At 65.7% G+C, this 18,537-nt stretch carries 16 protein-coding genes; 9 read left to right on the forward strand and 7 right to left on the reverse strand.

Annotated features, from left to right (window positions below; all coding sequences use genetic code 11):
* Positions 1-48: 48 nt before the first annotated feature.
* From QW887_RS10735 to QW887_RS10750, 4 genes are read left to right on the forward strand one after another with little or no spacing between them, the layout of a single operon-like run.
* The gene (locus QW887_RS10735; protein WP_315715604.1) at positions 49-894 is read left to right on the forward strand and encodes an ABC transporter ATP-binding protein; all 846 of its coding nucleotides are present in this window, start codon (positions 49-51) and stop codon (positions 892-894) included.
* Positions 891-1,667 carry an ABC transporter permease gene (locus tag QW887_RS10740; RefSeq protein ID WP_315715605.1) on the forward strand — a complete coding sequence of 259 codons (777 nt, stop codon included), beginning with the start codon at positions 891-893 and terminating at the stop codon, positions 1,665-1,667. Before QW887_RS10735 ends, QW887_RS10740 begins: the two co-directional genes overlap by 4 nt.
* Positions 1,664-2,425: an ABC transporter permease gene (locus QW887_RS10745; RefSeq protein WP_315715606.1), complete on the forward strand. Its 762-nt coding sequence runs from the start codon at positions 1,664-1,666 to the stop codon at positions 2,423-2,425. The genes QW887_RS10740 and QW887_RS10745 overlap by 4 nt, the downstream gene beginning before the upstream one ends.
* 31 nt (positions 2,426-2,456) lie before the next feature.
* Positions 2,457-3,503 carry a peptidase M29 gene (locus QW887_RS10750; protein WP_315715607.1) on the forward strand — a complete coding sequence of 349 codons (1,047 nt, stop codon included), beginning with the start codon at positions 2,457-2,459 and terminating at the stop codon, positions 3,501-3,503.
* A 1,105-nt stretch (positions 3,504-4,608) separates the two neighbouring features.
* Here the strand turns inward: QW887_RS10750 and QW887_RS10755 are convergent.
* The 5 genes from QW887_RS10755 to QW887_RS10775 are packed head-to-tail and all read right to left on the reverse strand — an operon-like array spanning position 4,609 to position 10,336.
* Complete coding sequence (locus tag QW887_RS10755) at positions 4,609-5,595, reverse strand: 3-hydroxybutyryl-CoA dehydrogenase (protein WP_315715608.1); 987 nt, start codon at positions 5,593-5,595, stop codon at positions 4,609-4,611.
* Positions 5,592-6,686, reverse strand: a complete 1,095-nt coding sequence (locus QW887_RS10760; RefSeq protein WP_315715609.1) for an NAD/NADP-dependent octopine/nopaline dehydrogenase family protein — start codon at positions 6,684-6,686, stop codon at positions 5,592-5,594. Before QW887_RS10760 ends, QW887_RS10755 begins: the two co-directional genes overlap by 4 nt.
* Positions 6,687-6,705: 19 nt before the next feature.
* Positions 6,706-8,220 carry a class I adenylate-forming enzyme family protein gene (locus QW887_RS10765; protein WP_315715610.1) on the reverse strand — a complete coding sequence of 505 codons (1,515 nt, stop codon included), beginning with the start codon at positions 8,218-8,220 and terminating at the stop codon, positions 6,706-6,708.
* A 2-nt stretch (positions 8,221-8,222) separates the two neighbouring features.
* Complete coding sequence (locus QW887_RS10770) at positions 8,223-9,509, reverse strand: acyl-CoA dehydrogenase family protein (RefSeq protein WP_315715611.1); 1,287 nt, start codon at positions 9,507-9,509, stop codon at positions 8,223-8,225.
* Positions 9,509-10,336, reverse strand: coding sequence for an alpha/beta hydrolase (locus tag QW887_RS10775; protein ID WP_316174704.1), 828 nt, complete (start codon positions 10,334-10,336; stop codon positions 9,509-9,511). The genes QW887_RS10770 and QW887_RS10775 overlap by 1 nt, the downstream gene beginning before the upstream one ends.
* Before the next feature lie 170 nt (positions 10,337-10,506).
* On the opposite strand from QW887_RS10775, the gene QW887_RS10780 reads away from it, so the two are divergent.
* From QW887_RS10780 to QW887_RS10795, 4 genes are all read left to right on the forward strand, one after another.
* A complete protein-coding gene (locus tag QW887_RS10780) occupies positions 10,507-11,268 on the forward strand; it encodes an SDR family oxidoreductase (RefSeq protein ID WP_315715613.1) in 762 nt (253 codons plus the stop codon).
* A 48-nt stretch (positions 11,269-11,316) separates the two neighbouring features.
* Complete coding sequence (locus tag QW887_RS10785) at positions 11,317-12,153, forward strand: enoyl-CoA hydratase family protein (RefSeq protein ID WP_315715614.1); 837 nt, start codon at positions 11,317-11,319, stop codon at positions 12,151-12,153.
* Between the two features lie 87 nt (positions 12,154-12,240).
* On the forward strand, positions 12,241-14,589 hold the full coding sequence (locus tag QW887_RS10790) for a bifunctional salicylyl-CoA 5-hydroxylase/oxidoreductase (protein WP_315715615.1): 2,349 nt from the start codon (positions 12,241-12,243) through the stop codon (positions 14,587-14,589).
* Positions 14,590-14,642: 53 nt separating this feature from the next.
* The gene (locus QW887_RS10795) at positions 14,643-15,890 is read left to right on the forward strand and encodes a flavin-dependent oxidoreductase (RefSeq protein ID WP_316194522.1); all 1,248 of its coding nucleotides are present in this window, start codon (positions 14,643-14,645) and stop codon (positions 15,888-15,890) included.
* Between the two features lie 117 nt (positions 15,891-16,007).
* Here the strand turns inward: QW887_RS10795 and QW887_RS10800 are convergent, their stop codons facing one another.
* Positions 16,008-16,466: a cupin domain-containing protein gene (locus tag QW887_RS10800; protein ID WP_315751999.1), complete on the reverse strand. Its 459-nt coding sequence runs from the start codon at positions 16,464-16,466 to the stop codon at positions 16,008-16,010.
* 20 nt (positions 16,467-16,486) lie between these two features.
* Positions 16,487-17,671, reverse strand: coding sequence for an ABC transporter substrate-binding protein (locus QW887_RS10805; RefSeq protein WP_315715618.1), 1,185 nt, complete (start codon positions 17,669-17,671; stop codon positions 16,487-16,489).
* 305 nt (positions 17,672-17,976) lie between these two features.
* On the opposite strand from QW887_RS10805, the gene QW887_RS10810 reads away from it, so the two are divergent.
* On the forward strand, positions 17,977-18,471 hold the full coding sequence (locus tag QW887_RS10810) for a MarR family transcriptional regulator (RefSeq protein WP_315751998.1): 495 nt from the start codon (positions 17,977-17,979) through the stop codon (positions 18,469-18,471).
* Positions 18,472-18,537 lie beyond the last annotated feature (66 nt).

Consider the following 18,537-nt stretch of genomic DNA (forward strand, 5'->3'; position numbering starts at 1 on the left):
TGATTTCACGGAGCGTTTGAGCGTGCTGCATCGGAAAGAGAAGCCGACATGGACGTGACCCCGATCCGACCCGGCCAGCTCGCGGGCACTCCGCTCGGCCGTCGCGCGGCCACGCCGATCATCGAGATCGATCACGTGTCGCAGGTGTTCAAGACCTCGTCGCGCCGCGACCACACCGCGCTGTCGGACATTTCGCTGACGGTCGGCGAGGGCGCCTTCGTCTCGATCCTCGGTCCCTCCGGCTGCGGCAAGTCGACCTTGCTCTACATCGTCGGTGGCTTCGTCAGCCCGACCAGCGGCACCGCGAAAATGAAGGGCAAGCCGATCACCGGTCCCGGCACCGATCGCGGCCCGGTGTTCCAGGAGTTCGCGCTGTTTCCCTGGAAGAGCGTGCTCGGCAACGTCATGTATGGTCCGCTGCAGCAGGGCAAGAAGCCGGCGAAGGCCGAGGCGCTCGCGCGGACTTTGCTCGCCATGGTCGGACTTACCGGCTTCGAGAAATTCTATCCCAAGGAGCTCTCCGGCGGCATGAAGCAGCGCGTCGCGCTGGCCCGCACGCTGGCCTACGGGCCGGAGGTGCTGCTGATGGACGAGCCGTTCGGCGCGCTCGACGCGCATACGCGCACGCGGCTGCAGAACGACCTGCTCGACATCTGGGAGCGCGACCGTAAGACGGTCCTGTTCGTGACCCACTCGGTCGAGGAAGCCGTGTTCCTGTCCGACAAGGTCGTCATGATGTCGCGCTCGCCCGGCCGAATCCGCGAGGTGATCGACATCGATCTGCCCCGGCCGCGCCGCCGCGAGGAACTGCTGCTGGACCCGCGCTATCAGAAATACATCGTCGACATCGAGCGCATGTTCGACGATTCCGGTGACAACGAGCTGCCGTCATGAATGGTCTGTCGAAGCCGCTCGCGCCGATTCTGGCCTGCTGCGGCCTGCTGCTGGCTTGGCAGCTCGCCTCGCTCGGGCTCAAGAACGACAGCTTCCCGACCGCGCTGGAATCGCTGCGCGCGATCCCGCCGATCCTCACCGACAAGGAATCCCTGATCAACATCATGGCCTCGCTGCGGCGGATGGCGATCGGCTTCGCGCTCGCGCTTGCGTTCTCGATTCCGCTCGGGTTGCTGATGGGGCGCAGCCGGTCGACCGCCGCCTTCTTCAATCCGCTGCTGATGCTGATCTACCCGGTGCCGAAGGCGGCGCTGATGCCGATCATCATGCTGTGGCTCGGCGTCGGCGACATCTCCAAGACGCTGGTGATCTTCCTCGGCGTCAGCCTTCCGGTGATCTACCACAGCTTCGAGGGCGCCAAGGCGGTCGAGGAGAAGATGCTGTGGTCGGGCGCGGCGATGGGACTCTCGGCCGGCGAGCGCCTGCTGCGCATCGTCCTGCCCGCAGCCTTGCCGGAGATCCTGACCGGCTGCCGTACCGGCCTGGTGCTGGCGCTGATCACGATGGTCACCAGCGAGATGATCGCGCGGCAGTCCGGCGCCGGCAACATCCTGTTCAACGCGCTCGACATGGGCCAGTACGACACGGTGTTCGCGATGATCATCATCATCGGCGCCATGGGCATCTGCCTCGATGCGGCGTTCGAGGTCGTCAGGCGCTGGCTGGTGCGCTGGTCCGAGCCGCAGTTCGACATGCCGCTGAGCTTCTCATGACGCGCACCTCCAACGACATCCTGCTGGGCGCCGCGCCGATCGTGCTGGTCCTGCTGCTGTGGCAGGGGCTGGTGTCGTTCGGCTACGCGCCGCCGACCCTGCTGCCGCCGCCGGGACAGGTGTTCCTGCGCATGGGCCAGCAACTCACCAGCGTCACCTTCCAACAGGACATCGTGGCGACGCTGTTCCGGCTGTTCGCGGGCTTTGCGATCGCCGTGGTGCTCGGTGTTTCCCTGGGAATTGCCGCCGCGGTGAGCCCGCCTGTCAACGCCGCCGTCAAGCCGATCGTGCGCGTGCTGGCGCCGCTGCCGAAGGTCGCGCTCTATCCGGCCTTCCTGCTGCTGCTCGGCTTCGGCCACGAATCCAAGATCATGCTGGTGGCGGCGGATGCGCTGTTTCCGATCCTGCTGTCGAGCTATTACGGCGCCGCCACGGTCGAGCAGAAGCTGATCTGGTCGGCGCTCGCCGCCGGGACGCCGCCGCGCGACGTCCTGTGGAAGGTGGTGCTGCCGGCCGCGATGCCCTCGATCCTGACCGGTTGCCGCATCGGCCTCGTGATCTCCTGCATCGTCGTGTTCCTGGCCGAGATGATCACCTCGACCGACGGGCTCGGTCACGTGCTGGTGACCGCCGCGCGCACCTTCCAGGCCGTCGACATGTTCGTGCCGCTGATTACGATCTCGCTGCTGGGCCTCATTCTCAACGCCCTGCTGCAAGGCCTGCGCGCTTATCTGCTGCGCGGCTTCCCCTCGGTCTGATAACAACACAACGACAATCGGGAGAACGACCATGCTGGCGGATCGCATCGAGGCGAAATGGATCGACGCATTCTGTGAGATCTTCGAGCGCTGCGCCGTGAAGGCGGGCGACACCGCTGCGATCCTGTCGGAGACGCAGTCGCGCGCGCTCAACGTGCACATCGCCGAACTGGCGCTGCTGCGCATGGGTGCGCGTCCGTTCCACGTGGTGGTGCCGACGCCGCGCAACCGCCATCCGGTACCGGTGCGCTCCACCGGTGCGTCGGAGGCGATCGGCAAGCTCGGACCCGTCGTCACGGCGCTTCAGCAGGCCGGCTTCGTCGTCGACTGCACCATCGAAGGGCTGATGCATGCGGTGGAGACGCCCGAGATCCTGAAGGCCGGCGCGCGCATCCTGGTGATCTCCAACGAGCATCCCGAGGCGCTCGAGCGCATGGTGCCGGACTCGGCGCTCGAAAAGCGGGTGCGCGCCGCCGCCAAGATGCTGCGCGGAACCAAGCGGATGCGCGTGACGTCGAAGGCCGGCACCGACCTCGACGTGATCATGGAGGGCGCCTCCACCGTCGGCGTCTGGGGCTGGACCGATCGTCCGGGCACCCTGGCGCACTGGCCGGGTGGCATCGTCGTCAGCTTCCCCAAGAGCAAATCGGTCAACGGCACCATCGTGATGGCGCCCGGAGACATCAACCTCACCTTCAAGCGTTATCTGAGTTCGCCTGTCACGATGACCCTGCGCGACGACTACGTGACCGATCTGGCAGGCGAGGGCGCCGACGCAGCGATGATGCGATCTTATCTCGCGTCCTGGGGCGACCGCGAGGCATACGCCGTGTCGCATGTCGGCTGGGGCATGAACCCCGGCGCGCGCTACGAGGCGCTGGCCATGTACGACCAGCGCGACACCAACGGCACCGAGCTGCGCGCCGTCCCCGGCAACTTCCTGTTCTCCACCGGCGCCAACGAATTTGCCGGCCGCTACACGGCGGGTCATTTCGACCTGCCGATGATGGGCACCACGATCGAGCTGGACGGTGTGGCCGTGATCAAGGAGGGCGTGCTGCAGGATGTGTTCGGGTAGAGTCCTGCGCATTCCACTGGCGAGCTGCCGCCGCGGCGGTAGTGCGCTCCCCTCCCCCTTGCGGGGAGGGGGCGGGGGTGGGGGTCCCCATACGCTGAACTTCGTTGTGGGCACAACTGCTCGTACCCAAACCTCCACTGTGAGACGCGTGGGGCCGCAACACGCCATCGGTTGATCGATGCAGGGCTCTTGTGCTCGTCACTCCAAGCACAACTCGTGGACCCCCACCCCCAACCCCTCCCCGCAAGGGGGAGGGGAGCGCACCGTCCTCACGGGGCGGGCCGGCCCAAATGACAAGCGCCGAGACAGAATTATCCCGCTATTCTGTTAAAAATAATCTTCTTGCTATTTTTCGGAAATCATGGTTCTCTCTCTGCATCCCGCCTCACTGCGGAGGGGCGTTGCGCGCGATCGTCACGACACGCGAGGTGGGGATGCGATGGCCGCGAGAGATCGCAGCGTCTTCTTACGAGGGCGCGGACGAACGATCGCTCGCGGACGTGAAGTCGCAGCGTCCTGATACCCCGATGCTGGTATCAAGTCGCGTCGGCCTGAGTGCCGCGCGGTGATGGTGGCCAACAAGCCCGGCGCACCAGGGAGACTGCGTATAAGCGTTAGACCCATCGCGCAGGGAATGCCGGCGTGTTCGGCTTTGCCTGTGGTACCTGCCGCCTGCATTTTTTTCGCAGGCGGGCCATGGGTGAGGCCTTCACCCGGCATTCCCTGCGCCCTCTGCATGATTCGCGAGGGACCCATTCGATGCATGACTCGGGCGAGATGCGCCGCGAGAACGACCAGTTATGTCGTAGCTGTTTATTTGGCCCGCTGTTTGAGCCGTGAACCCACCCCACCCACCGCCGTCGGCGTTCGCCGGGACGACGTCGGAGTTCGTTGATGTCGTTGCGGTCAACATTCGCGAGAGGCGAAGATCACCGCAGCCGTAGGGTGGGCAAAGCGGCCACCCGCAGGGCGGTTGCGTGCCCACCGTAGATCCACGCAATCGGCGCGACTGGTGGGCGCGGCGCGCGAGAGATCGTCACGATCCGGCGACGGCGTGGCGCGCCTTTGCCCACCTCACGGCTCCGTTGCTGCCGCGTGCTCCGCCTCAATCCACCACCGGCGGCCGGGCGAGCTTGAAATGCCGCAGCATCTCGACCAGCGCGCCGAGCCGCTGCTCGCGATAGGCCGCAACGTCCATGCCGGAATAATCGAGGAAGCCGGCGCCGGTGCGCAGGCCGATGCGGCCCTCGGCCATGTTGCGCTCGATCACCTCGGGTGCGCGGTAGCGGTCGCTGCCCAGTGCGCCTTCGAGGTAGCGGCTGGCGTAGTAGAGAATGTCACCGCCGCCCCAGTCGATGAATTCGAGCAGGCCGAGTACCGCGTAGCGGAAGCCGAAGCCGTAGCGGATCGCCTTGTCGATCTCCTCGGCGCTGGCGACGCCTTCGCCGACCATCCGCGCCGCCTCGTTCATCGCGAGTGCCTGGATGCGCGGCACGATGAAGCCCGGCGTCGCCGCGCAGACCACCGGCACCTTGCCGATGTCTTCCAGTAGCGCCTTCAACCGCGCCGTGACCTCGGGATCGGTCGCCTTGCCCGGCGAGATCTCGACCAGCGGAATCAGATAGGCTGGATTGAGCCAGTGCGCATTCAGGAAGCGCTCAGGCCGCTCCACCGCACCGGAGAGATCGTCGACCAGAATCGTCGATGTCGTCGAGGCGATGATGACGTCGGGCGCGACCGCGCGCGACGCCGCAGCCAGCACTTCGCGCTTGAGGTCGACGATTTCCGGCACGCCTTCGAACACCAGCGTGGTCTGTGCGAGGACATCGCCGCTCGAGCCGGCCGGCGCGACGGCGATCTTGTCCATCAGCTTGTCGGCGTCAGCGGCCTGCAGCATCCCGAGCCGCGCCAAGGTCGCGAATGTCGCGCCGACCTCGCCGAGCGCGTCGCGCTGCAGGCTGGCGAACTCTTCCGCCGTGCGCGGCTTGATGTCGATCATCGTCACGGGATGGCCGGCATAGGCGAAGGCGACGGCGATGCCGCGGCCCATGCGGCCGGCGCCGAGGCAGGCAATATGACCGCGCGCACTCATGCCGCAAATCCCTCGCGCAGCAACGCCTGCAGTGCGGTCCGGTCGAGACCAGCCAGGCCGAGGCTCGCCAGCGTGCGTCCCGTTGCCATGAAATCCTCACCGCAGATCGCACCGCCGATGGCCAGGAAGGCGCGGGCGAGCGGCGTCGGCGTGCCGGTCAGCTCGGCGGCCGAGATCAGGAACGACAGGCCGAGCCTGAGATCCTCGCGCATGTAGCGGTGCTGCGTCAGCACGAGCTGCTCGCGCCAATCGCCGGAATCGGTGAGCCGATCGTGCGAGCCGCGGCCATACATCCAGATCTCGCCCTCCTTGGCGTAGTGATGCGCCAGCGGAAAATGCGGCGCGCCGTAGCCGAGCGCCTCGCGCACCGCGATCCGCTCCGCATCGAGCGCGTCGGTGACGCGGCGGATAGAGGGCTGCGTGCCTTCCTTGTGAATGTCCCAGCGCTCGAAATGCTCGATGGGACCTGCATTCATCACGATCAGCGGCGGATGGATGATGCAGCCGGCATTCATCAGCGCACCCGACAGCGCATCGCCGCATGGCTCGATCACGCCGGGGAAGGCGCGGCCGATCACCGCGAGCGCGTGCTCCGCCGTCTTGAGAGGAAACACGCCGACCGGGAGCCGCTTGGCGCGGATGGTGATCGCGACCTCGAACGGGGCGTGCTTGCGCGTCAGCCAGGGCAGGGTGCCGGTCTCGGCGTAGCTGACGCTGGCTTCATTGCGGGCCTCGCGCGCCGCCGCCGCGAAGATCATGGTGCCGAAGGTCGCCGGGGGCAGGAACACGACCTGCCCATCGGCGAGATGCGGCGCCAGCAGGCGGGCGATGTCGGCTTGCGCGAAGGCCGGTGCCGGGCAGAGGATCAGCTCGGCACCGCTGATAGCCTCGCCGATGTCGGTCGTGACCAGCGCGAGCCGCGCCTCATGCCGGCCATTGACGTCCTTGACGACGATCGTCGAGCCCGCCGCGCGATGCTGCGCGACAGCGTCCGCATCGCGGCGCCACAGCCGGACCTCGTGACCTCCCAGCGCGAAATCGCCTGCCGCCGCAAAGGAGCCGTTGCCGCCGCCGAGCACTGCAATTTTCAAGAGCGCGTCTCCGTCTCGCTTATTTGTGGCCATCGATCTGGCGCAGCAGATGGTGCTGCACCTTGCCGAGCGCGGTGCGCGGCAGGTCGTCGACGAAAACGATGTCGCGCGGCACCTTGAAGCGCGCGAGCTGCGACTGCAGATGCGCCCGCAAGGTCTCCGCATCGAGCGCACAGCCCTGGCGCTTGACCACGAAGGCGACGGGCACCTCGTCCCAGCGCGGATCGGGCCGGCCGACCACGCCGCAATCGACGACGTCGGGATGCTCGCGGAGCACGCGCTCGATCTCGGCCGGATAGACGTTCTCGCCGCCGGAGATGATCATGTTGTTCTTGCGCTCGAGCACGAAGAAGTACCCCTCGGCATCGCGCTGGGCGATGTCGCCGGTGCGGTACCAGCCGTCATGGATCGCCTGTTGCGTGGCTTTGGCGTTGCCCCAATATTCGAAGAACAAATTGGGCCCGCGCACGGCGATCTCGCCCGCTTTGCCCGCCGGAAGCTCGTCGCCGTCTTTGTCGATGATCTTGGCCTCGCAGCACAGCCCGGGCAGGCCGGTCGAGCCTGCGCGCGAGAGGTCGCCGCCGAGCCGTGTGTAGACCGCGATCGGACAGGTCTCGGTCGAGCCATAGACCTGCAGCACCGGCACGCCGCGCGCCGTGATACGCTCGATCAGCGCTGGCGGCACGATGCTCGATCCGGTCGCAACAGCTCTCAGCGAGGACAGGTCCGTCGCGTTCCAATCCGGATGCTCGGTGACGGCCTGGATGGTTGCCGGCACCAGCACGGTCAATGTCGGCCGGTCGTTGACGATCGCTGCCAGCGTCGAATCCGGCGTGAAGCGGGCGTGCAGCGTGACGGTGGCGCCGTGATGCAGGGCCGGCGTGGTCTGGATGTTGAGGCCGCCGACATGGAACAGCGGCAGCACCGTCAGTACGTGATCATCGGAGGTCAGGCCATGCATGTGCTGGCTCATCACCCCGTTCCACAGCAGCGCCTCCTGCCGCAGCACCGCGCCCTTCGGCCGGCCCGTGGTGCCCGAGGTGTATACGATCAGCAGCGGGCAGGAGAGATCGATGTGCGGGTTGCGGTCGTCGCCATGACCGCGCGCCAGCAGTTCATCGAGCGTCAGTCCGTCGGCCGGGGCAAAGTCGATGCCGACCGGCGCTGTCTCCGGGTGGCTCTCGGCCAGCGCCGGCAGCACCGGCGCGAACGCCTGCTCCAGCACCAGCACCTTGGCGGCAGCATCCGAGAGAATGAAGACCTGCTCGGGCACTGCAAGCCGCCAGTTCAACGGCACCAGGATCGCGCCGAGCCGCGCACAGGCATAGAGCAGGACCAGATAGTCCGGCCGGTTGAGGCTCAGAATCGCGACGCGGTCGCCACGTCCGACGCTGAACTCCGACTTGAGCGCGCGGGCCATCAGCGCGATGCGCTCGCTGAAATCGGCATAACTCTGCGTTACGCCTTCGAAATGGATCGCCGGCTTGTCCGGCGTGAACGCCACATTGCGCTCGATCAGGCTGCAGAGGTCCACGCTCAGTCGTCCGTCTCGCCGGGCTCGTACAGTGCCTCGCGGCCGATGCGGTCGAGGCACAATTCCGCGGTCCAGGGCAACATCAGGGAGCCGCAACGGCTATCGCGATAGATGCGCTCCAGCGGCAGCGTCTTCAGCATCGATTGTCCGCCGCAGGTGCGAATGGCGAGCGCCGCCAGATCATTGGCCCCCTCCATCACCGAGTACTGCGCCGCATAGGCGCGCAGCACCTGCTCCTTCGTCGGATTGGCGCGTGCCTCGGTGACGGCCTGGAACCAGATGCCTTTGACTTGTTCCAGCTTGATCTGCATCTGCGCGACCGCGATCTGCTTGGTCGGGTACATCCGCCGCTTGACCGGCGGCATGCCCGGCACCTCGCCGCGCAGATATTTGACGGTGAAGTCATACGCGGCCTGCGCCAGCCCCATATAGGTCGGCGACAGCGTCATGAACATGTGCGGCCAGCGCATCGCTGCCTGGAAGTAGACGCCGCGCGGCATCAAGGCGGCGTCCTCCGCAACGAAGACATCCTTGAACAGCAGTGTGCGTGACACCGTGCCGCGCATGCCCAGCGGATCCCAGTCACCGACGACAGAGACGCCCTCCGTTTTCGCCGGCACAGCGAGATAGAGCGTGTTGCGGCGGGACGCCTTCTCACCCTCGCTGACTTCGGTGCATAGCACTCCATAATAATCTGCGTGTCCGGCAAGCGAGGCGAAGATCTTCTTGCCGTTGATCAGCCAGCCGCCCTTGACCGGCTTGGCCTCGGTGCCGAACGCGACGCCGCCCGCTGCCGCCGCGCCGCCCTCCGAGAACGGCTGCGAATAGATCGCGCCGTCGTCGACGATGCGCTTGTAGTGGATCGCGCGCCGCCGCTCGTGCTCGGCGCGGACGTCCTCGTCCATGTCGAGATCGTCGGCGAGCGGTCCGGACCACAGGGTCGAGCAGACGTGCATGTTCCAGGTCAGCGCGGTGGCGCCGCAATAGCGGCCGATCTCGGCGGCGGTGAGTGCATAGGTCTGGTAGCCCGCACCGAGGCCGCCGAGAGCCTTGGGAACGGAGATGCCGAGCAGGCCCGCGCGATGCAGGTCCTTGTAGTTCTCAGTCGGAAAGCTCGCCTCGCGATCCCAGGTCGCGGCGCGGCCCGCCAGCACGCTCTGCCCGAGTTCCCGGGCCCGTGCGATGATGTCGGCCTGCTCGGCCGTGAGCCGATATGCCGCCGGATCGAACATCGGAGCATCGAGGGCTTCGCCGGAGGCTGTCGCCGTCTTCTGGACCGGGATCGTCATCATCTCTCCGCTGTCGCTGGTGTTGCACGTGCCGTCAGGAACGTATCGAGTGCGGCGTTGAAATCGCCGGGCCGTTCGAGATTGACGAGATGACCGGCGCCCTGAAGTTCGACGTAGTCGGACGAAGGAATGAAGCTCGCCATCTTCTCCATCATCGGCGCCGGCGCGTTGCGATCCTTCGAGCCCGAGAGCACCAGCGCCGGCACCTTGATGTCCTTCAAGGCTTGTCGCCGGTCGAAACCGAGCAGGGCCAGCATGCTGGCGCGATAGCTTGCCTCGGGTACGCCGGCCATGCAGGAGGTTGCAATTTCAAGGCCGCGCGGATCGGGATCGTCGCCGACCAACTCCTTGACCAGGTCCGGCGCCAGCGACGCCATCGTCGCGCCCCGATCGAGCGGGCCGAGGCGCGCCTCGATGAACGATTTCTGCCAGTCGCCGTCGGCCTTGCCGAAGGCCGGGCTGGTCTGAGCCAACACCACGGCTGCCGCGGCCTGCGGATGCGTCGTCAGCCATTCCTGTACGATCATTCCGCCGATGGAATGACCAACGAGGATCGGCTGCTTGGCGCCGATCTGGATCAGGAAATCTTGAAGCGCAGCGGCGAGCGTGGTGATGCTGACCATGTCGAGCCGTGCGGATCGGCCATAGCCCGGCATGTCCCAGGCCACCGCATGGCAGCGCTCGCCGAAATAATCGAGCTGACCACGCCATGCGCGCGCGGCACCACCGATGCCGTGCAGGAACACAACGCTCTGTTGCTCGGGCGTCCCCGATGCCTCGTAGCCGAAGCGGCCGTCCTTCGTGGTAAAGATTTGCGACGCAGGCACGCAGACCTCCGAGATATGCCCGAGGCCGCTACGTTGCTCGCTCCGGGCCCTTGAACGCTAGTCGCGGTAACCGAGGTGTCAAGCCGCTTCCGGCGTGTTGTTGCAAAAATTTGAAGTTTAAAATAACTTCCCCGTCGAGACCTGCCAACGAAATCAGAGGAGGCGCACGCATGTCCGGACTTCCGCAAGCCGCGCATGCGATGGTGACGGGGGGCGGGCGCGGCATCGGCCGCGAAATCGCGCGCGCCTTGAAGCTTGCGGGCGCAACCGTGACGATCGTCGGTCGCAACGGCGCAACGCTCGATGAGGCGGTCGCGGCCGGATGCGCGGATCACGCCGCAATCGCCGATGTTGCCGATCCGGCGGCGCTCAATGCCGCAGCCGCAAGCGCCGCCGCGCGTCGGCCGATCGACATCCTGATTGCCAATGCGGGAAGCGCAGAATCGGCGCCGTTCCTGAAATCCGACACCGCGCTGTTCCACCGCATGATGGACATCAACTTCATGGGCGTCGTCCACGCCGTGCAGGCGGTGCTGCCGGCGATGAAGGGCAGGCCCTATGGCAGGATTGTCGCCGTGGCGTCGACCGCGGGTCTCAAGGGCTATCCCTATGTCAGCGCGTACACCGCGGCCAAGCATGCGGTCGTCGGCCTCACGCGATCGCTGGCGCTGGAGCTGGCCGCGACGCGCGTCACGGTCAATGCCGTGTGTCCCGGCTTTACCGATACCGATCTTGTCGCGGAAAGCGTCGACAACATCATGAAAAAGACCGGCCGCAGCCGGGAGCAAGCGATCGCCGAACTTGCCAAGCACAATCCGCAGGGGCGTCTCATCACGCCGCAGGAGGTTGCCGACACCGTGCTGTGGCTGTGCGGCAGCGGTGCCGGTGCGATCACAGGGCAGGCGATCGCGGTTGCCGGCGGCGAAGTGTGAGCCGCAGCGCCCTGGCCTAACGAAGACAGTTGAACAGAGGGAGCTTACATGTCGAGACCGGCCAATCCCGTCACCGTGCCGCTGGCGGACTACAAGCCCAGCCATTTCCTGCTTGCGGTCAAGGATCGCGTCGCGACCGTGACGTTGAACCGGCCCGAGCGCAAGAACCCGCTGACCTTCGAGAGTTATCGCGAGCTGACCGACTTCTTCCGGGCCTGCGCGTTCGACGATGACGTCAAGGCGATCGTCGTGGCCGGTGCAGGCGGCAATTTCTCGTCCGGCGGCGACGTTTTCGAGATCATCGGTCCGCTGGTGAAGATGGACACTAAGGGCCTGACCGCGTTCACCCGCATGACCGGCGATCTGGTCAAGGCGATGCGCGCCTGTCCTCAGCCGGTCGTGGCTGCCGTGGAGGGCATCTGCGCCGGCGCGGGCGCGATCGTCGCGATGGCCTCGGATATCCGGCTCGCCACGACCGGTGCCAAGGTCGCCTTCCTGTTCAACAAGGTCGGCCTTGCCGGCTGCGACATGGGCGCCTGTGCGATCCTGCCGCGCATCATCGGCCAGTCGCGCGCCTCCGAGCTGCTCTACACCGGCCGCTTCATGAGCGCGGACGAAGGCGAGCGCTGGGGCTTCTTCAGCCGTATCGTTGCGCCGGCCGAAGTGCTGACCCAGGCGGTGACGCTGGCGACCGAGATCGCGAACGGTCCAACCTTCGCCAACACCATGACCAAGCGCATGCTGGCCATGGAATGGGCGATGTCGGTGGAGGAGGCGATCGAGGCGGAGGCAGTTGCCCAGGCCTTGTGCATGACAACAGAGGATTTCAATCGCGCTTTCGAAGCCTTCGCCGCCAAGTCCAAACCGGTCTTCCAGGGGAATTGAGCTGCTGCGGGAACCGAAGGGACTTGCCAGGAGATATTTTAGGTCTAAAATAATTTTCATTGGCTCGGCTCTCCAGTGGAGGCGCTCATGAAGATCGCGATCATCGGCGGCGGACCTGCCGGTCTCTATGCGGCGATATTGCTCAAGAAGCAGCGGCCCAGCGCCGACATCGCGGTCTACGAGCGCAACCGCGCCGACGATACGTTCGGCTTCGGCGTGGTGTTCTCCGACGCCACGCTCGACAATTTCGAGAAGCACGATCTGCCGAGCTACCAGCGGATCACCCAGGAGTTCGCCTACTGGGATGATATTGCCGTGCATTTCCGCGGCACGGTCCACCGGGTCGGCGGCAATGGTTTCTGCGGCTGCTCGCGCCGCACGCTGCTGCGAATCCTGCAGGAGCGAGCGCGCGAGCTGGGTGTGACCCTGCAGTTCGAGGTCGACCTCGAGGACGAGTCGCAATTCGCTGATGCGGATCTCCTGATCCTGTCTGACGGCATCAACAGTCGTTTCCGTCAGAAGTACGTCGATCACTTCCAGCCGGAGGTGGATCTGCGCGCCAACAAGTTCGCGTGGATGGGCTCGACCAAGCCGCTCGATGCCTTCACCTTCATCTTCCAGGAGACCGAGTGGGGTCCGTTCATCGCGCACGCCTACCAATACGAGGCGGGGCACTCGACCTGGATCTTCGAGACCGATCCAGAGACCTTCGAGCGGGCCGGCCTGACCGGGCTCGATGAGCGGCAATCCGCCGACCGCATGAAGGAGATCTTCGGCTGGTTCCTCGGCGACCATCCGCTGCTGATCAACCGCTCGATGTGGCGCAATTTCCCGATGATCCGCAACAAGCGCTGGGTCAAGGACAACATGGTGCTGCTCGGCGACGCCAAGTCGACTGCGCATTTCTCGATCGGCTCGGGCACCAAGCTTGCGATGGAGGACGCGATCGCGCTGGCTGACGCCATGCAGCGCGCGCCCAACATTCCGGCGGCGCTCGATCTTTACGAGCATGGCCGGCGCGAGGAGGTCGAGAAGACCCAGCACGCCGCCGACGTGTCGCTGGTCTGGTTCGAGCACGTCGACCGCTTCTGGGATTTCGATCCGGTTCAGTTCGCGTTCGGCGTGATGACGCGCTCGAAAGCGATCACCTACGACAATCTCACTCTGCGCGCGCCGGACTTCGTGGCCGAGGTCGACAAGGCCTTCGCGCGCCAGGTGCGATCCAAGGGGTTTGACGTCGATGTCGACAAGCCGGTCGCGCCGATGTTCCAGCCGCTCAAGCTGCGCGAGATGACGCTCGCCAACCGCGCCGTGCTGTCGCCGATGTGCATGTACTCGGCCGAGGAGGGCGTGCCCGGCGATTTCCACCTCGTGCATTATGGCTCGCGGGCGATCGGCGGCGCTGGCCTGCTGTTCACCGAGATGACCTGCGTCAGCCGCGATGCGCGTATCACGCCTGGCTGCGCCGGCCTTTGGAACGATGCGCAGCAAGCGGCGTGGAAGCGCATCGTCGGTTTCGTTCATGCGAACTCGCGGGCGAAGTTCGCGCTGCAGCTCGGCCACGCCGGCCGCAAGGGCGCGACCAAGTTGATGTGGGACGGCATGGACCGTCCGCTGGAGCAGGGCGGCTGGGACATCGTGTCGGCGTCGCCGCTGCCGTACTTCCCGGACAGCCGGGTGCCGCGCGAACTCGACCGCGCGGCAATGGATGCGATCAAGGCCGACTTCGTTGCGGCCGCCGAACGCGGCCACGCTTGCGGATTCGACATGCTCGAACTGCACTGCGCCCACGGCTATTTGCTCGCCAGCTTCATCTCGCCGCTGACCAACAAGCGGACGGACGAATACGGCGGGTCGCTGGAGAACCGGTTACGCTTTCCGTTGGAGGTCTTCGCCGCCATGCGCGCGGCGTGGCCGGCGCACAAGCCGATGTCGGTGCGCATCTCCGCCACCGACTGGGCCGACGGCGGCGTCACTGGTGACGACGCGGTGCTGATCGCCCGCGCGTTCGGCGAGGCCGGCGTCGATCTCGTCGATGTCTCGACCGGCCAGACCGTTTGCGAGGCCAAGCCGATCTACGGCCGCATGTTCCAGACGCCGTTCTCCGATCAGGTCCGCAATGAGGCTGATGTCGCGACCATGTGCGTCGGTAACATCACCTCGGCCGACCAGGTCAACACCATCCTGGCCGCCGGCCGCGCCGATCTCGTCGCGCTCGGCCGTCCGCATCTGGTCGACCCCGCCTTCACGATGAAGGCCGCGGCCTGGTACGGCGCCGACATGTTCTGTCCGCCGCAATATCTGCCGGGCAAGGAGCAAATCTTCCGCAACAGCGTCCGCGACCGGCAGGATTTCGAGGAGCTGAAGATTAAGGCTAAGCCGAAAACGCGGGCCGAGCTGACGGCAGAGGCTGCGAAGCCGCTTGCGGCGGAGTAAGGCTCCGTGCCACGCTGCTGCCCGGTACGAGAAGTACGAGTGGAGTAGAGGCGATGAAGGCGATCATCGTTGGCGGCGGTATCGGCGGATTGACCACGGCCCTGATGCTGCGGGCGCGCGGCATCGACTGTGAGCTGTTCGAGCAGGCGGATGCAATCCGCGAGCTCGGTGTCGGCATCAACACCCTGCCGCACGCGATCCGGGAGCTCGCCCAGCTCGGGCTGCTCGACCGGCTCGACGAAGTCGCCATCCGGACCTATGAGCTGTTCTACTTGACTCGGCGCGGCCAGGAGGTCTGGCACGAGACCCGCGGGCTCGACGCCGGCCACGACGTGCCGCAATTCTCGATTCACCGCGGCCGTCTGCAGAGCGTGATCCATCAGGCGGTGATGCAGCGGCTCGGGCCTGAGAAGGTCCACACCGGCTGCCGGCTCGGCTCGTTCACCCAGGACGAGGGCGGTGTGACCGCCTATTTCTTCGACCGCACCGGCGCTCATGTTCACACCGTCCGCGGGGACGTCCTGATCGGCGCCGACGGCATTCATTCCAAGGTCCGGCAGACGCTGTTCCCCAATGAGGGCGCGCCGTGCTGGAACGGCCTGATGCTGTGGCGCGGCGCCACCGACTGGCCGGTGTTCCTGACCGGGCGGTCGATGATCATCGCCGGCGGCCTGAACGCCAAGGCGGTGATCTATCCGATCGCCGAGGGCTCGAGCCCCGCGACCCGCCTCACCAACTGGGCCGTGCTGGTGCGCATCGGCGATGCCAACACCGCGCCGCCGCGGCGTGAGGACTGGTCGCGGCTCGGCAAGACGGACGAGCTGATGCCGCATGTCAACGGCTTCTCCATTCCCCAGGTCGACTTCGCCGCGATGGTGCGGGCGACGCCGGATTTCTGGGAATATCCCTGCTGCGACCGCGATCCGCTGCCGTACTGGTCGAGCGGCCGCGTCACCTTGTTGGGCGATGCCGCGCATCCGATGTACCCGGTCGGCTCCAATGGCGCCTCGCAGGCCATTCTCGATGCCCGCGCGCTCGCCGATGTCTTGGCCCGCTCCGAGCATCCGCGCCAGGCGCTGATGGCCTATGAGCAGAAGCGGCTGCCGATGACCGCCGAGATCGTCGCGTCGAACCGCCGCGGCGGCCCCGAGGGCGTCATCGATGCCGTCGAGCAGCTCGCGCCGCAAGGCTTCACGGACATCAACACCATCCTCAACTACGAAGCCCGAGAGGGTATCGTGCGCGGTTATGCGAGCCGGGCCGGCTTTGCCGCGCGGATGGTGACGCGGCAGGCGTCGTAGCAACGATCTGAGACTGCCCGAACGGCTGCCCCTCGCCCCATCCCTCTCCCCGTGAGGACGGGGAGAGGGAGCGCGCTACGTTCTGCGCAACAGTTCGAAACAAGCGCCAGATCAGACTCACGCCCCCGGAGGCGGGGGCAGGAAGTGGATGTTGTGCTCGGCGGCGAGCTTCACCACGTCGTCCGGGTTCTGCTCGCGCATGTTGTGGATCGCCCAGAACAGCTCGTAGAGCCGCCGCGTCGGCGACACCCAGAACAGCGTCTTTGCCGTCTGCTGCGACTTGTTGAAGATGCCGTGCGGCTTGCCCATCGGCAGCCGCACCGTGTCGCCGGCGGTGGCGTATTCCTCGGCGCCATCCAGGAAGAAGTCGAGCCGTCCTTCGAGGATGTAGAGATACTCGTCCTGGTCGGGGTGGATGTGCGGCGGCACGAAGGTGCCGACCGGGAACGTCGCGTGCCAGGAGAAGCTGTGCTCGGTGCGGTTCTTCGGCACATAGACCTGGCCGAGAATGTTCCAGGAGATGCCCTGGATGCCCTCATTGGCCCGGGTGATGCCGGCGATTTCCGGATGGTTCATGTCGTTTTCGCTCCCTGCTGTTACTTGGCCGCGCAATCCTTGGCGTAGCGGTCGGCGTAGTTTTCGAACACCTTCTGTACGATCTCGGTCTGGAACTTGCCATCCGGCCGCTTGGCGACCTTGGTCAGATAGAAGTCCTGGATCGGATAGCCGTTGGTGTTGAACTTGAAGTTACCGCGCAGCGAGGCAAAATCGGCCTTCTTCAGCGCCGCGGCTACTGCATCCTTGTTGCTGAGGTTGCCGCCGACTGCCTTCACGGCGCTGTCGATCAGCAGCGCGGCGTCATAGGCCTGCATCGCGTAGGTGCCGGGCACGCTGTTGTAGGCGGCCTCGTAGCCGGCGACGAACTTCTTGCTCTGCGGATTGTCGAAATTGGGCGCCCAGTTGGCGCCGCCGAACATTCCGACCGCGGCATCCTGCTGCGCAGGGAGCGTGGATTCGTCGACCGTGAAGGCCGAGAGCACCGGAATGGTGTCGGCAAGGCCGGCCTGCTTGAACTGCTTGACGAGGTTCACGCCCATGCCACCCGGCATGAAGGTGAACACGGCGTCCGGCTTCTGCGAGGAGATCTTGGACAGCTCGGGCTGGAAGTCGAGCGTGTTGAGCGGAACGTAGGACTCTTCGACGATCTCGCCCTTGTAGTCGAGCTTGAAGCCGGCGACGGAATCGCGCCCGGCCTGATAGTTCGGAACCAGCAGATACATCTTCTTGTAGCCGCGGTCCTGCGCGACCTTGCCGAGAACGGCATGCACTTGGTCGTTCTGGTACGAGGTCACGTAGAAGTAGGGGCTGCATTCCTTGCCGGCGTAGCTGGACGGACCGGCATTCGGGCTGATCAGGAAGGTCTTGTTCTCGGTGACCGGCCGGTGGATGGCCTGCAGCATGTTGGAGAAGATCGGACCGACGACGAAGTCGACCTTGTCACGCTCGAGCAGGCCCTTGACCTTGGTGATCGCGGCATCCGGCTTCAGCTCGTCGTCGGCGACCACCACCTCGACGTCCTTGCCGCCCATCTTGCCGCCGAGGTCCTTGATGGCAAGGTTGAAGCCGTCGCGGACCTGGCCGCCGAGCGCGGCGGCGGGGCCGGAGAGGGTGACGATGACGCCGATCTTGATTTTGTCGTCGGCCAGCGCCGGCTGGGCGAGCAGGCTCGCGGCAATGCCAAGACCGACGCCGAGACCGGCCAGCTTCGAACTCATTTTCATGACAACTCCCCCGGGATGCGGAAATTCAGGTTTATGTTTTTTGCACCTGACCAAACGATGGGCCAGACCGCAGCTTGGTCACAAGCCTAGTCTGATGACGCCCTCAGCTGCAAGCGAGCTGCTCGCGGAAGGGGCAGTTTCGGCACGCATGCAAGCGCCGCGCCAATTGCTTGAAGGTTAAAGGAATTGCCTCCTCATCGTCCTGCGCAAAATGACGGTACATTTTTCCTTGCTCCCAGGAGGTCCTGAAGGTCAAACTCACGAGCCTCGCCAGACGAGGCTGAACGTGCCCAAGTGATTCCGTCATGACGCTTGATTCCGAGACCAAGGCCGTCGAGCTGCCCGAGGACCATGCCGAGGAGCTGCGGCTGTGGCTGCGCCTGCTCACCTGCACGACCCTGATCGAAGGCGAGATCCGCAGCCGGCTGCGCGAGCGTTTCGACGTGACCCTGCCGCGTTTCGACCTGATGGCGCAGCTCGACAAGGCGCCTGATGGCATGACCCTGTCCGACGTCTCCAAGCGCATGATGGTCTCGAACGGCAACGTCACCGGACTGGTCGAGCGCCTCGTCGAATCCGGCCATCTGGATCGCCGCACCTCCGACACCGACCGCCGCGTCCAGGTGATCCGGCTGACCAAGCTCGGCCGCGCCGAATTCCGCAAGATGGCGGCCGAGCACGAGACCTGGATCGCGGACATCTTCGGCGATCTCACGGAGAAGGACGTGCGCGAGTTGATGCGGCTGCTCGCCAAGACCAAGGGATCGGCGCAGAAGGCCGTGCAGCGCCGGCAGGATTGAAGCGGGCCTGACAGGACGTCGCAGGCCACGCTGCCACGCGCGGCAGGCGCTCAAACAATTTGCGGG

Source organism: Bradyrhizobium sp. SZCCHNRI3052 (assembly GCF_032484895.1).
In the GTDB taxonomy this organism is placed as follows: Bacteria; Pseudomonadota; Alphaproteobacteria; order Rhizobiales; family Xanthobacteraceae; genus Bradyrhizobium.